The organism is Methylobacterium gossipiicola (assembly GCF_900113485.1).
Taxonomy (GTDB): domain Bacteria; phylum Pseudomonadota; class Alphaproteobacteria; order Rhizobiales; family Beijerinckiaceae; genus Methylobacterium; species Methylobacterium gossipiicola.
The window spans coordinates 1-13,629 of record NZ_FOPM01000024.1 but is presented as its reverse complement, the minus strand read 5'-3'; the positions used below and the strand labels follow the sequence as shown (position 1 = coordinate 13,629).

General features: G+C 68.0%; 10 protein-coding genes. 5 read left to right on the top strand and 5 right to left on the bottom strand.

Annotation, left to right across the window (positions count from 1 at the left end):
* Nucleotides 1-48 precede the first annotated feature (48 nt).
* Nucleotides 49-777, bottom strand: a complete 729-nt coding sequence (locus BM249_RS17250; RefSeq protein ID WP_177232444.1) for a hypothetical protein — start codon at nt 775-777, stop codon at nt 49-51.
* Nucleotides 774-2,267 carry a leucyl aminopeptidase gene (locus BM249_RS17245; RefSeq protein WP_091974325.1) on the bottom strand — a complete coding sequence of 498 codons (1,494 nt, stop codon included), beginning with the start codon at nt 2,265-2,267 and terminating at the stop codon, nt 774-776. Before BM249_RS17245 ends, BM249_RS17250 begins: the two co-directional genes overlap by 4 nt.
* A gap of 215 nt (nt 2,268-2,482) precedes the next feature.
* On the opposite strand from BM249_RS17245, the gene lptF reads away from it, so the two are divergent.
* The 5 genes from lptF (at nt 2,483) to rsmA (ending at nt 9,344) form a co-directional block, all read left to right on the top strand.
* On the top strand, nt 2,483-3,640 hold the full coding sequence (lptF, locus tag BM249_RS17240; RefSeq protein ID WP_091974324.1) for an LPS export ABC transporter permease LptF: 1,158 nt from the start codon (nt 2,483-2,485) through the stop codon (nt 3,638-3,640).
* Nucleotides 3,641-3,644: 4 nt separating this feature from the next.
* Nucleotides 3,645-4,739: an LPS export ABC transporter permease LptG gene (gene lptG, locus BM249_RS17235; protein WP_091974323.1), complete on the top strand. Its 1,095-nt coding sequence runs from the start codon at nt 3,645-3,647 to the stop codon at nt 4,737-4,739.
* 114 nt (nt 4,740-4,853) lie between these two features.
* The gene (locus tag BM249_RS17230; protein WP_425284845.1) at nt 4,854-7,382 is read left to right on the top strand and encodes an LPS-assembly protein LptD; all 2,529 of its coding nucleotides are present in this window, start codon (nt 4,854-4,856) and stop codon (nt 7,380-7,382) included.
* Between the two features lie 82 nt (nt 7,383-7,464).
* On the top strand, nt 7,465-8,484 hold the full coding sequence (pdxA, locus tag BM249_RS17225) for a 4-hydroxythreonine-4-phosphate dehydrogenase PdxA (protein WP_091974320.1): 1,020 nt from the start codon (nt 7,465-7,467) through the stop codon (nt 8,482-8,484).
* Nucleotides 8,481-9,344, top strand: coding sequence for a 16S rRNA (adenine(1518)-N(6)/adenine(1519)-N(6))-dimethyltransferase RsmA (gene rsmA / locus BM249_RS17220; RefSeq protein ID WP_091974318.1), 864 nt, complete (start codon nt 8,481-8,483; stop codon nt 9,342-9,344). Before pdxA ends, rsmA begins: the two co-directional genes overlap by 4 nt.
* Before the next feature lie 26 nt (nt 9,345-9,370).
* Here the strand turns inward: rsmA and BM249_RS17215 are convergent, their stop codons facing one another.
* From BM249_RS17215 to BM249_RS17205, 3 genes are all read right to left on the bottom strand, one after another.
* Nucleotides 9,371-11,785, bottom strand: coding sequence for a bifunctional diguanylate cyclase/phosphodiesterase (locus BM249_RS17215; RefSeq protein ID WP_091974316.1), 2,415 nt, complete (start codon nt 11,783-11,785; stop codon nt 9,371-9,373).
* Between the two features lie 398 nt (nt 11,786-12,183).
* Nucleotides 12,184-13,155, bottom strand: a complete 972-nt coding sequence (locus tag BM249_RS17210; protein WP_091974314.1) for a TIM44-like domain-containing protein — start codon at nt 13,153-13,155, stop codon at nt 12,184-12,186.
* 120 nt (nt 13,156-13,275) lie between these two features.
* Nucleotides 13,276-13,629: transposase (locus tag BM249_RS17205; protein ID WP_143103788.1), on the bottom strand; the 354-nt coding region annotated here is incomplete at its 5' end.

Genomic DNA, 13,629 nt, shown 5'->3' with positions numbered 1-13,629 from the left:
CAGCGGCTTGGTGCCGCTTTCGTTCACATCTAAACTATCTTCCCGGATTCAGGGGCCGGGATCAAGCTGTGTCCGTCCATGTGACTGAGGCGCCGCCCGGCTGTCGAGCCAGTCGAGGCTGGCGTGGGGCAGGAAGGCGAGGAGAACCAGGGCGACGGCGAGGCCCGCTTCGCCGGCCGAGAGCGGACGACGGGGCCAGGGGCCGAGTCCGGTCGCCGTGGCGAGGCCGAGTATCCCGAAGGCGAACCACAGCGCCAGCGTCCGCGTCAGCATCCGTCCCACGCCGAGGCGCAGGCGTCGTGCCCATCGGGCGTTCCCGCGCGGGGCGCCGATGGCGAGGAGGCCGCCGAGTCCGAGGGCGAGGCCGAACACCAGGGCGACGGCGGCCGCGCCGAGGCCGTAGGCGATCGGCATGGTCTGGCCGGTGAGGAAGGCCATGCCGCCCGTGGCGAAGCCGGCCCGCAGGACCCCTCCCCCGAAGGTGGGATAGAGGCAGACGGCAAGAAGCAGAACGATGGCGATGGCGCTCCCGACCAGGCGCCGCACGGGACCGGCCGGGCCGGGCCGCGCCGCGCCGAGGAGAAGGCGCGCGACTCCGTACACGAGGGCGGCGCAGAATAGCGGGTAGCGGTCGAGGAAGAAGCCGTAGAAGCGCGCCTCGATCGCCGCCGGCAGCACCGTGCGTTGGCTGAGGCCCGTGAGCCAGGCCAGCCCGACGGCCAGGACCGTGACCGCCACCGGGCCGAAAGCCCGGATGGCGGCGGGGAAAGGGCTCACGCTTCGCAGGTGTCGCGCACGAGACGGTCGAGGAGGCGCACACCCCAGCCGGCGCCCCAGCTGCGGTTGATCTCCGAGGAGGAGGACGACATGGCCACACCGGCGATGTCGAGATGCGCCCACGGCACGTCGTTGGTGTAACGCTTGAGGAAGGCGGCCGCCGTGGCGGCACCGCCGTGGCGCCCGCCGGTGTTCTTCATGTCGGCGAATTTCGAATCGATGGCCTTGTCGTAGGCCGGGATCAGCGGCATCCGCCACACGGCCTCGCCCGTCGCCTCGCCGGCGGCGGTGATCTTGGCGGCCAGCGCGTCGTCGTTGGAGAACAGGCCGGCGACGTCCTGGCCGAGCGCCACGATGATCGCACCCGTGAGGGTGGCGAGATCGATCATGAATTTCGGCTTGTAGGCGCCCTGGACGTGCCAGATCACGTCGGCGAGGACGAGGCGTCCTTCCGCGTCGGTGTTGATGACCTCGATGGTCTGGCCCGACATGGAGGTGACGATGTCGCCGGGGCGGTAGGCGTCGCCGTCGGGCATGTTCTCGACGATGCCGATGGCGCCGACCACGTTCACCTTCGCCTTGCGCGACGCCAGGGCGTGCAGGGTGCCGACGACGCAGGCCGCTCCGCCCATGTCGCCCTTCATGTCCTCCATGCCGGCCGCGCCCTTGATGGAGATGCCGCCGGAATCGAAGCACACACCCTTGCCGATGAGGGCGATGGGGGCCTCGCCCGCGGCGCCGCCGTTCCAGCGCATGACCACGACGCGGGGCTCCTTCACCGAGCCCCGGGCCACGGCGAGGAGCGCGCCCATGCCGAGGGCGGCGAGCTTGGCCGGGCCGAGCACCTCGACCTCGACGCCGAGCTTCGTCAGCGCCTCGGCCCGGCGGGCGAATTCCTCGGGAAAGAGGACGTTCGGCGGCTCGTTGACGAGCTCGCGGGCGAGGATGACGCCCTCGGCCACCGCCTCCGTCGCCGGGAAGGCGGCCTCGGCGGTGGCGGGATCGGCCACCATCACGGTCAGGGCGGTGCCGCGCGCCTCTTCACCCTCGGGCTTCTTCTTCGTCTTGTAGCGGTCGAAGCTGTAGTGGCGCAGGCGCGCGCCGAGGGCGAACTCGGCGGCGTTGGCACCCGTGGCGGCGACGCCCGGCAGGATCAGGGCGAGGCTCGCCGTGCGGCCCGTGACCTTGCCGGCGGTGAAGCCGCCGAGCGTCGTCCAATCGATCTTGGCCCGATCCTTCTCGGAGCCGAGGCCGATCACCACGAGGCGGTCGACCTCGAGACCGGCCGGGGCCGGCAGCACCAAAGCCGATTGGGATTTGCCCTTGAACCGCTCGCTCGCCGCCGCCCGCGCCAGGAGATCGGTGGCCCCGCGCCCGACGGCCTGGGCCACCTCGGGAGCGAGCGCCAGATCGTCCCCGACGAAAACGACGAGGTCGCCCCGGCCCACCGGGCCGAGGGGGCCGAATGCGATCGTGATATCGTCCGCCATACCTGCAGCTTTCCAGAATCGTGCGTGAAGCCGTTCTCGGCGCGGCCCGTCGCAGGGCGCCCCGTATCGGCTTCCTGTGTACCCGTTGAGCCGTGGAACGCAACGCGAGGCCGGCGCTCCCGCGACAGGGCGAGGCTCGACGCGCCCCGCGCGCCCGCGCTACATCGGCCGGATCGTCGCGCCGAGCCCGGCCGGCGATTCCGCCGCGAGAATCGATGACGCAGATCGAGCGCTACATCTTCCGAATCGCGTTCGGAGCCTTCCTGGCCTGCCTCGTCGGCCTCACGGGCACGATCTGGGTGACGCAGGCCCTGCGGGAACTCGACCTCATCACGGCCAAGGGGCAGACCCTGGTGATCTTCTTCCTCATCACCGGCCTGTCCCTGCCGACCCTGATCACCGTGATCTCGCCCGTGGCCCTGTTCATCGCCGTGATCTACGCCCTGAACAAGCTCAACGGCGATTCCGAGCTCATCGTCATGTCGGCGGCGGGCATGAAGCCGCGCCGTATCCTGCGCCCGTTCCTCACCCTCGGCCTCGCCGTGAGCTTCGCCGTGGCGTTCCTGACCATCCAGGTGATGCCGTCGTCGTTCCAGGAGCTGCGCGACGTCCTCACCCGCGTGCGCGGTGACTTCATCGCCAACGTGGTCAAGGAGGGTCAGTTCACGCAGCTCGACAGCGGCATCACCTTCCATTTCCGCGAGCGCGGACCCGGCGGCTCCCTGCTCGGCCTTTTCATTCAGGACAAGCGCGAGCCGGGCAAGACCGTGGTCTACCTCGCCGAGCGCGGTCAGGCCGTGGAGTATGGCGGCCAGAGCTACCTCGCCCTGGAAAAGGGCAGCGTGCACCGCCAGCAGAAGGATTCGCGCGATTCCTCGATCATCACCTTCGAGCGCTACACCGTGGATCTCGCCGCCTTCACGCCCCCGGACGGCGAGGTGACCTATAAGCCGCGCGAGCGTTCGACGACGCAGCTGTTCTTCCCCGATCGCTCGGAAGGCTACTATCAGTTGCAGAAGGGCCGCTTCCGTTCGGAACTCCACGACCGCCTGTCATCCTGGCTTTATCCCCTAGCGCTGACCTTCATCGCCTTCGCGGCTTTGGGCGATCCCCGGACCACCCGCCAGGGCCGGGGCGTCGCCGTCGCCGGGGCGGTGCTCGCCGTGGTGGTCCTGCGAATCGCGGGGTTCGCGGCCACCTCGGCCGCCACCCGCAGCCAGGGCGCCGTGGTGGCGATCTACGCCGTGCCCCTCGTCGCCATCGCGTGGTCGAGCATCCTCATTTTCCACGGGCCGAGGGTGCGAGCCTGGAACGCCAGGGCCATGCGCGGCCTCGGTGGCTTGTTGCGCCGTCCGCGCCTCGGCCGGGCCTGAGCGCATGAGCGGCCTCATCGGCTTCACCCTCGGGCGTTACTTCGCGGCGCGCTTCCTGCGCACGATCCTGGGGGTGTTCCTCACGGTCTTCACCCTCGTCTACACCCTCGATTTCGTCGAACTCCTGCGCCGGGCCGGCGACGCCGAGGGCGCCTCGGCCGGATTGATGGCCCAGCTCGCCCTGTTCCGGACCCCGGCCGTAGCCGAGGGTGTGCTGCCCTTCGCGATCCTGTTCGGGTCCATGGCCTCCCTGCTCCAGCTTTCGCGCAAGCTCGAACTTGTGGTTGCGCGGGCCGCCGGCATCTCGGCTTGGCAATTCCTCCAGCCCGGCCTGTTCGTGGCGCTGGCCATCGGGGCCTTCACGGTGGGAGTCTACAACCCGGTTTCGGCTCAACTGAAGCAGCGCTCCACGCAGATCGAGGCGAAGATCTTCGCCAAATCCACCAAGGCCAGTTCGGGCAAGGACATCTGGATCCGGCAGCGCAGCCTCGATGGCCAAGCGATCCTGCGGGCCGAGACCGCCATCGAGGGGACCACGACGCTCGCGGGTGTCTCGGCCTACATCTTCGATGCGGCGGGCGCCTTCGTCTCCGAGGTCGACGCCGCCCGGGCCATCCTCCACGATGGCTATTGGGAGTTGCAGGAGGCCCGCCTCCTCAAGCCGGATGCGCCGCCCGAGAGCTTTTCCACATATCTCATCGCCTCGACTCTCGACCCCGGCCAAGTGCGCCAGCGCTTCACCCCTCCTGAATCTGTGCCTTTCTGGCAACTTCCCGAGACCATCGCGCGCAACGAGCGGGCGGGGTTGGATGCCACGCGTTACCGACTCCAGTATGATGTCCTCATGGCGCGGCCGGTTCTCTTCGTCGCCATGGTGCTCGTGGCGGCCAGCGTTTCCTTAAGGTTCTTCCGCTTTGGTGGCGTGGGAAAGCTCGTGCTCGGCGGCGTTGCCGCGGGGTTCGCGCTCTACGTCGCGCGGCAGCTCCTCGAAGGGTTGGGTGCGTCCGGGATCGTCACGCCGGCGGTGGCGGCGTGGTTCCCGGCTGTGGTAGGTAGTCTTCTCGGTACGCTCACGCTTCTCTATCAGGAGGACGGCTGATGTCGGTCTGCCGGATCGGGAAACGGAACGGGGCCGTGGCAGGAGTTGGGACTCGCGTTGCGTAAGGTCGCCGACATCGTGTTCGCCGCCACCGTGCTGGCGTTGGCTCCGGCCGTGGTTCCCACGGCGGCGGAATCGCGCCCGGCCGCGCAGGCGGATGCGAACGGAAAGCCCGCTTCGACCAAGTCGGCCGAGCGCCTTCTCGTCGAGGCGGCGGAACTCGTCTACGACAACGACAAGAATACCGTCACGGCGCGCGGCAACGCCGAACTCCATTACGGCCCGCGTACCCTTCAGGCCGACCGCGTTCTCTATGACCGCAACACCAGCCGGGTCTTCGCCGAGGGCAATGTCCGCCTCACCGACGAGACCGGCGCGGTCCTGACCGGCGCCAAGATGGAGCTGACGGACGATTTCAAGAACGGCTTCATCGACGCCCTGCGCATCCAGCAGACCATCGAGGTGAAGGGGCAGCCCGTCCGCACCCGGTTCTCCGCGCCTCGCGCCGAGCGCATCGGCGGCGACCGCACCAGTTTCGAATACGGCACCTACACTGCCTGCGAGCCGTGCAAGAACAATCCGGAGACGCCGCCCCTCTGGCAGATCCGCGCCACTAAGATCATCCACAACAACGAGACGCACACCATCGCGTTCGAGGAATCGACCCTCGAGATCGGCGGCATTCCGCTGGCCTACATGCCGTATTTCGAGACGGCCGATCCGAGCGTGAAGCGGAAATCCGGCTTCCTCACGCCCCGCTTTCTCACCTCCACGGCGCTCGGCAGCGGCATCGCCACGCCGTACTTCTTCAACCTCGCGCCGGATTACGATCTCACCCTGTCGCCGGCCTTCCTGAGCAATCAGGGCGTGCTCGGCCAGGCCGAATTCCGGCAGCGCGTCGATTCGGGCTTCTACAACATCCGCCTGTCGGGCATCTTCCAGACGACGCCGAGCGCGTTCCTGCCCGGCCCCCTCGGGGCCGGCGACCGCGATTTCCGGGGCTCCGTCGAATCGAAGGGCCAGTTCTACATCAACGACCGCTGGCGCACGGGCTGGGACCTCGTCGGGGTGACCGACAAATGGTTCCTCGACAATTACCGCATCCGCAACCAGAGCATCACCACCGATTATTTCCGTGAGGCCGTCTCGACGGCCTACCTGATCGGACAGGGTGACCGCTCGTGGTTCGAGGCGCGCGGCTACTACTTCAAGGGCCTGTCGAGCTTCGACTGGCAGAAGGAGCAGCCCCTCGTCCTGCCGGTGATCGACTACGACAAGCGCATCAACGGCCCGGCGCCGCTCGGCGGCGAAGTCCGGTTCGAGGCCAACATCACGAGCCTGACCCGCGAGGCCACGGACTTCCAGGGCGTGCCGCGCACGGGCGCGTATCTCCTGAGCCCGAGCGCCAACGGCGTCAGCTATCCGCTCTACGAGACCTGTCTCACCTTCACCCGCGCCACCTGTCTCATCCGGGGGCTGGCGGGCGCGAACACCCGCGCCTCGGCCCAGGTCTCCTGGCGCCGGACCTTCATCGACGACATCGGCCAGGTTCTGACGCCATTCGCCTACCTGCGCACCGACGCGTTCTTCGTCGACCCGCGCAATTCCGGCTACCAGAACGCCCTGGCGCAGAACCTCACGGCGCAGGATTCCGACCTGTCCGGTCGGGTGATGCCGGCCATCGGCCTCGACTACCGTTATCCGTTCGTCTCGAATTTCGGGCCGCTGGGCGTCCACACCCTGGAGCCCATCGCCCAGGTGATCGCCCGGCCGAGCGAGACCCGCATCGGCCGCCTGCCCAACGAGGACGCCCAGAGCCTCGTGTTCGACGACACCTCCCTGTTCGAATGGGACAAGTTCTCGGGCTACGACCGTGTCGAGGGCGGCGTGCGGGCCAATCTCGGTGGCCAATACTCCGTCGTGACCCCGGCCGGCTGGTACGCGAACGTCCTGTTCGGTGAGTCGATTCAGATCGCGGGCGTCAACTCGTTCCGGCGCGGCGATATCGCCAATGTCGGCCTCGATTCGGGGCTCGAGAATCGCCGCTCTGATTTCGTCGGGCGCTTCCAGCTGTCGCCGAACCAGAACATCAGCTTCATCTCGCGGGCGCGGTTCGACCAGCGCGATTTCGCCGTCAACCGGTTCGAGACGGGCGTGACGGCGCGGTTCGCGCCGTTCATGCCGTTGGATCTGTCGGTGTTCTATTCCTACTACGACGCGCAGCCGGCGCTGGGTTTCGTGCATCGCCGCGAGGGCGTCACCGCGTCCGCCACCTATCACATCACCCCGAACTGGTTCGTCACCGGCTCGGCGCTGGTCGATCTCAGCCACTACCTCGATGTGCGCGACAACTTCGCCGATGCCTACACCGCCTATCTCGCCAACCCCGTCGGCCCGTCGCCGATCTACGTGAATCCAGGCAAGTCGTATCTGTCCGGCATCAGCCTCGGGGCGGGTTATCAGGACGAGTGCACCACGGTGTCCCTGAACTACATCGTGTCGCCCATCGCCACGGCCCTCGGCACTGCGGAACGCAACCGCACGGTGCTGCTGCGCGTCGAGCTGAAGACCCTCGGCGAGGCGGATCTGCGCCAGAACGTCGGCACCCTCACGACCTCGGACGGCATCGCCGCCGTCCGGTGATCCACCTCTCTCCCGTCAGCCTTGCCATCGCGTCCGCGACCTGCGACCGGAACGGGGTGACAGAGGAAGGACGGCCAACCGCGTGACCGAGCACACACCGATCGCCCTCACCCTCGGCGATCCCGCCGGGATCGGGCCAGAACTCGCCCTGATGGCGTGGCGGGACCGCGACACGGGTCCCGGCCTGCCGCCGTTCTTCCTCATCGGTGATCCGGATTTCATCGAGCGGCGGGCGAGCGAGCTCGGGTTCCTGATTCCCGTGGCGGAAGTCGGCCCGGACACCGCGACGGAGGTGTTTCCCCGCGCCCTTCCGGTGATGCCCCTGCCGAGCGGCATGCGCGTCGGCGCCGTGGCCGGGCAGCCCGATCCCCTCAATGCGGGGGCCACCCTCGAATCCATCACCACGGGTGTCGCCCTGGTGCGGGACGGAGCCGCCGCCGCCCTGGTGACCAATCCCATCGCCAAATACGTGCTGACCCAGGTCGGGTTCGCGCATCCGGGTCACACGGAGTTCCTCGCCGCCCTCAGTGTCGCGCCCGGCGAGGCGCCGCCCCTCCCCGTGATGATGCTGTGGAGCGAGACCCTGGCCGTGGTGCCGGTGACCATCCATGTGCCGTTGCGCAGCGTGCCCGATCTCCTGACGCAGGACCGCGTCGTCGCCACCGCCCGGATCGTCGCGCGGGATCTGCGCCAGCGGTTCGGCCTCGCCCGGCCGCGCCTCGTCCTCTCCGGGCTCAATCCGCACGCGGGCGAGAACGCCACCATGGGGCTTGAGGACCGGGACGTGCTGGAGCCGGCGGTGGCGCAGCTTCAGGCGGAGGGCATCGACATTCGCGGGCCGCTCCCCGCCGATACCCTGTTCCATCCCCGGGCGCGGGCGACCTACGACGTCGCCCTGACCCCGACCCACGATCAGGCCCTGATCCCCATCAAGACCATCGCGTTCGACGACGGCGTAAACGTGACCCTCGGACTGCCCTTCATCCGGACATCGCCCGACCACGGCACTGCCTTCGATATCGCCGGCAAGGGCGTCGCCCGCCCCGACAGCCTGATGGCGGCCCTGCGCCTCGCGGCCCGCCTCGCTGGCCATTCGGCATGAGTGACATCGACACCCTCGCCGATGACGGCCTGCCGCCCCTGCGCGACGTGGTGCGCCGGCACGGCCTCGAACCCAAGAAGGCGCTGGGCCAGAACTTCCTGTTCGACCTCAACCTCACGGGTCGAATCGCCCGCTCGGCCGGGCCCCTCGACGGCGTCACCGTGGTGGAGGTCGGCCCCGGACCCGGCGGCCTCACCCGCGCGCTCCTCAGTGCCGGAGCCGCCCGGGTGGTCGCCGTGGAACGCGATCCCCGCGCCCTGCCGGCGCTCGCCGAGATCGCGGCCCATTATCCCGGCCGCCTCGACGTCATCGACGCCGACGCCCTCCAGTTCGACCCCGTGCCCCTCGTCGGCACCGGCCCCGTCCGCATCGTCGCCAACCTCCCCTATAACATCGGGACACCCCTGCTGACGGGCTGGCTCACCACCGCGGCTTGGCCGCCATGGTGGGATTCCCTGACCCTGATGTTTCAGCGCGAGGTCGCCGAGCGGATCGTGGCGGACGAGGCCGACCGGGCGAATTACGGCCGTCTCGGGGTTCTGTGCGGCTGGCGCACGCAGGCCGATATCCTGTTCGACGTCGCCCCGTCCGCCTTCGTGCCGCCGCCGAAGGTGACGTCGAGCGTGGTACGCCTGACGCCCCGATCCGAGCCCCTGCCCTGCGCGGTGGACGCCCTTGAGCAAATCACCCGCGCGGCCTTCGGCCAGCGTCGGAAGATGCTGCGCCAGAGCCTGAAGGCAGCGACACCCGATCCCACACGCCTGTTGGAGGCCGCCGGCATCCCCGAGACCGCCCGGGCCGAGGAGGTGCCGGTGGCGGGCTTCGTCGCCATGGCACAGGCTCTGGTGTCGCGGGCCTGAAACATCGTCACGACGACGACCCTCGATCAGGCCCATGCCCGCAGATCCGGCTCCTGGAACATCGCCCGCAGCCGAGCCTGCTCGAAATCCGTGACCGTGAGGGTCGGCGCCGGCTTTCCGAACAGGTAGCCCTGCATCTGGTCGAAGCCGATTTCCTTCAGGATCGCCAGCTGCTCGGCGGTCTCGACCCCCTCGACGGTGACATGGAGGCCGAGGTTGTGTCCGAGATTCGCGATGGCATGGATGATCGTGAGCGTGTCGCTGCTCTGGCCGAGGCGGCGCACGAAGGACTGGTCGATCTTGATCTTGTCGAACTTGAACCGCTGCAGGTAGCTCAAGCTCGAATACCCGGAGCCGAAATCGTCGAGCGCCAGATGGACGCCCTGCCGCCGCAGGCGCGAGAGCACGTCCACGGCGTTGGCGGCATCCTGGATGAACACGCTCTCGGTGATCTCGATCACCAGCCGGTTCGCATCGAGGGCGTTGCGGGCGAGGGCGGCGGCGGCGAGGGCCGGGACGTCCGATTGCCGGAACTGGCTCGGCGACACGTTGACCGAGACGCGCCAGGGCTTTGGCCAGGTCGCCGCCGCGGCGCAGGCGGTGTCGATCACCCACTGACCGATGGCCGCGATGAGGTCGGCCTGCTCGGCGAGGGGAATGAACTCGACGGGCGAGACGAGGCCCCGGACGGGGTGTCGCCAACGGATCAGGGCCTCGAAGGTCTCGATCTCGCCGGTCTTCGCATTCACGATGGGTTGGTAGAACAGTTGCAATTCGTCGCGGTCGATGGCGCCGCTCAGTTCCTGTTCGAGCTGTCGGCGGGCGTGAAGCTGGGCGTTCATCGACGCCTCGAAGAACCGCAATCCCCCGCGCCCTTCGTCCTTCACGCGGTAGAGCGCCGTGTCCGCCGCACGCAGCAGGCTTTCCACCGTGCGCCCGTCCTGCGGATACAACGCGATCCCGGCCGAGGCACCGATCGTGACGATCTGGAGATCGAGGTGGAAGGGCCGGGCGAGGCCGGCGATGAGGCGCCCGGTGACCTCCGAGACATGGGCCGGCGACGGCACCGGGCTCAAGACGACGACGAATTCATCCCCGCCGATCCGCGCCAGGGTGTCGCTGGCGCGCAACTCGGACAGCAGGCGCTTGGCGACCTGGACCAGGAGCGCGTCGCCCGTCGCATGGCCATGGAGATCGTTGATGGGTTTGAAGCGATCCAGGTCGAGGTAGATGATGGCGATGGTCTCGCCCGATGCGGTCGCGACGTCGAGGGCGTGGCCGATCCGTTGCTCCATGAGGTAGCGGTTGGGGAGGTCGGTCAAGGCATCGTGCAAGGCGAGGTGCCGAATCCGTGCCTCGTCGCGCCGGAGGGCCGACAGATCTCGAAGGGCGACCGCCGTGGCCGGCTCGCCACCGAATTCGATGCGACGGCACGACAGCTCGACGGGGACAAGGAGACCGGTCGCCGTTTGGGCCTCGAATTCCTCCGGCTGCAGATCCTCCGAGCGCTGATGGGCGCGCCGGGTCAGGGCTGGCGCACCCGCCTCGGAAAACAGATCGAGGATCGGCCGTCCGATGATGTCCTCGATGGGCCTGCCGAACAGGCGGCTTCCAGCGCTGTTGACCTCGAGCACCTGACCATCGCGGTGGATGAGCAGCACCTCGTGGGCGAGATCGCCGAGAAGGCGCATCCTGTCCATCTCGATCAAGCTTCGTTGCGAAAGGTGGCGCTGCAGAAACAGCGTCATCAGACCCGCGCAGAGCACGAGGAGGCTGACGGAGCCGAAGGCGAGGCCGAGTTGGGTCGATGCGACGATCGTCGCCGCGTCGTCCACGGGGACAGGGGTTGGGGCGGCTTCGTCGATGGTCGCCGTGAAGTGCAGACCGCAAAGCGCCAGGGCGAGCCACGCCGCGACTTCGATGCGGCGGATCAACCCGATGAGCGTGCGGCCCCGGATCAGAGCCGCAATCGCAAAACCGAGGGTCAGCCCGACCGATGCCGTCACGGAGATCGTATCGAACGTGATGTGGCTCCAGGCGTACATCGCACTCAAGCCCTGGTAGTGCATGGCGACGATACTGAGGCCGAGCAGTATCCCAGGCAGAACGGAGGCTGTGCGGGTGCGGGGAAGGCGATCGCGCAGGGCGAACGTCGCCATGATGCCGAACACGGTGACGAGGATCGACCCGAGCGCCATGATCAGGTCATAGGCGACGTAAGTTGCCCTGTGGAATGCCAGCAGGGCGACGAAGTGCAGTGACCAGACGCAGCATCCGAAGATCGCGCTGGAAATGTATACCCAACGGAATAGAGGAAGATCCGATCGGGCGTTCGAACGATTTGTCGATCGCTCTTCCTGCGAAATCGCTGTCGTGACGACGAAGCATACCAAGAAACAGATGACGACAGACAACGTGATGAAGCCGTATCGGTACTCCATCGTCGTACAGTCTACGGCCCTCGTCATCGGATGACTCACAAAAATCCCGGGTGTTCGTCCCTCACTAGTCAGGAAAAATGTTTCAAGATCGCTTCGAGCCCCGATCCCAGGAGGGGCGACGGAGATAATGGTTAAAAGTGCTCACAAAACTTCTTGCCCCTGAACGGTTCTCGCCGTGGGGATGGCGGTGCAGTGGGAGTTTCGAGGGAGACACTCAGGAGCGTTTCATAAGAACGTTGGGCGATTCCCTGTGAAGGGCAGCGTTCATTGGAGGGGCGCGAAGCGGTGCGGACCCGACTTTTGTGGGCGTGGTGAGGGTGTCTCCCGATGAGGGTCCCCGGACGAAAAAGGCCGCCCGATTGCTCGGGCGGCCCGTCTGGTCCACGGATGCGAAGGGCTCAGCGACCCTGCTGGATTGCCGAGAGGATCCAGCGGCCGCCGCGCTCGCGCACGAACGTCCACAGCTCCACGGCCTCCGGTTCGCCGGTCTCGACGACCCGGTTGGTGCGGCGGTCGAGGGTCACGTCCTTGATGGCGTAGCGCATAGCCACGGTGGCGTATTCGGCGTTGCCCTCGCCCCAGGATTCCGACAAGTCGCCCTGCAGGAGCTTTACGTCCGAGATGCGGTTGACGACGCCCTTGGCCTCGTTGGCACGCAATTCTTCGATGAAGTAGCCGGCCATCTCCGGCGTCGCGAGGTTGCGCAGGCTCGCCACGTCCTCACGGCCATAAGCTTCCTGGACGCCGTTGAGGGCGATCTCGAAGCTCTGGAAGTCGCCGGGGCCGATCTGGACCGGACGGGCCTGAACCGGCTGCACGGCGGCGGGACCGCGACCCATACCGCCGAGGGGAGCGCCGCCCCCGCCGAGATTCATGCTGCCGCCCGGGCCATTGCCGTCCAGCGTCGAGCGGGCGTGCCCGGCCGCCGCCGGGGTGCCCTGGCGGCGACGGAACCAGCGCACGGCGAAGGCGACGAGGAGCACCAGGAGGCCGACCTGCAGCATCAGCCCGATGAACGAAGCGATGCCGCCGAGGCCGCCGAAGAAGCCGCCGCCCAGGAGGGCGCCGAGGAGGCCCGCGCCGAGGAGCCCGGCCATGAAGCCGCCGCCGAAGCGTGGACGCTGCGCCGCCGCCGGGTTCATGCCGGGATTGTTCATGCCGGGCTGGGTCTGCGAACGCTGGATCGGCGCCGCCGTGCTGGGGGCCGTCGTGGTGGCGGCCGGAGGCGCATAGGTGCGTGAGCCACGGGACCCCATGCCGCCGCTGCCGCCGCCCGGACGCGCCTCGGCCATGGTCGCCCCCAACGCCAGGACGGCGGTGAGCGAGAGAATGGTGGCCGCGCGCCTGCGGCGCGTGGGGGAGGTGAGCATGGATTCGCCCCTGATACGAAACTAGAGTCCGGCGGAATCGCCGGTCACTCATATGGTGACGGATGGGCGGCGGTTTTAGTCCGCCGCGTCTGTCGATTTTTTGAATCCGTCTAGGGCGTGTCATTGCTTGAGCCAATCGAGGGCGGCTGCGAGGCAGAGGACGCCGGTGAAGCTGGCGGCGGTCTTTTCGTAGCGCGTGGCGATGGCCCGCCAGTCCTTGAGCCTGGCCCATAGGCGCTCGACTTGGTTGCGGTTATTGTAGATCCAGTCCGGGCAGGCGACGGGCGCCTCATGGCGCTGGGGCGGGATCGCAGGCCGTGCGCCCATGGTCCAGATGTGGTCGCGAAAGGCGTGGCTGGTGTAGCCACGGTCGCCCACGACCCACTTGGGCACGCCGGGCAGCCCATCGAGCAACGGAACCGCATGGGGCAGCTCATGGGCCTGACCGGGCGCCAGCCGGAAGGCGATGGCACG

What these genes read in the sequence shown, in the direction of transcription:
- BM249_RS17245 (WP_091974325.1), bottom strand. Translation starts at nt 2,267, where the DNA reads ATGGCGGACGATATCACGATCGCATTCGGCCCCCTCGGCCCGGTGGGC.
- lptF (WP_091974324.1), top strand. Translation starts at nt 2,483, where the DNA reads ATGACGCAGATCGAGCGCTACATCTTCCGAATCGCGTTCGGAGCCTTC.
- lptG (WP_091974323.1), top strand. Translation starts at nt 3,645, where the DNA reads ATGAGCGGCCTCATCGGCTTCACCCTCGGGCGTTACTTCGCGGCGCGC.
- rsmA (WP_091974318.1), top strand. Translation starts at nt 8,481, where the DNA reads ATGAGTGACATCGACACCCTCGCCGATGACGGCCTGCCGCCCCTGCGC.
- BM249_RS17215 (WP_091974316.1), bottom strand. Translation starts at nt 11,785, where the DNA reads ATGGAGTACCGATACGGCTTCATCACGTTGTCTGTCGTCATCTGTTTC.
- BM249_RS17210 (WP_091974314.1), bottom strand. Translation starts at nt 13,155, where the DNA reads ATGCTCACCTCCCCCACGCGCCGCAGGCGCGCGGCCACCATTCTCTCG.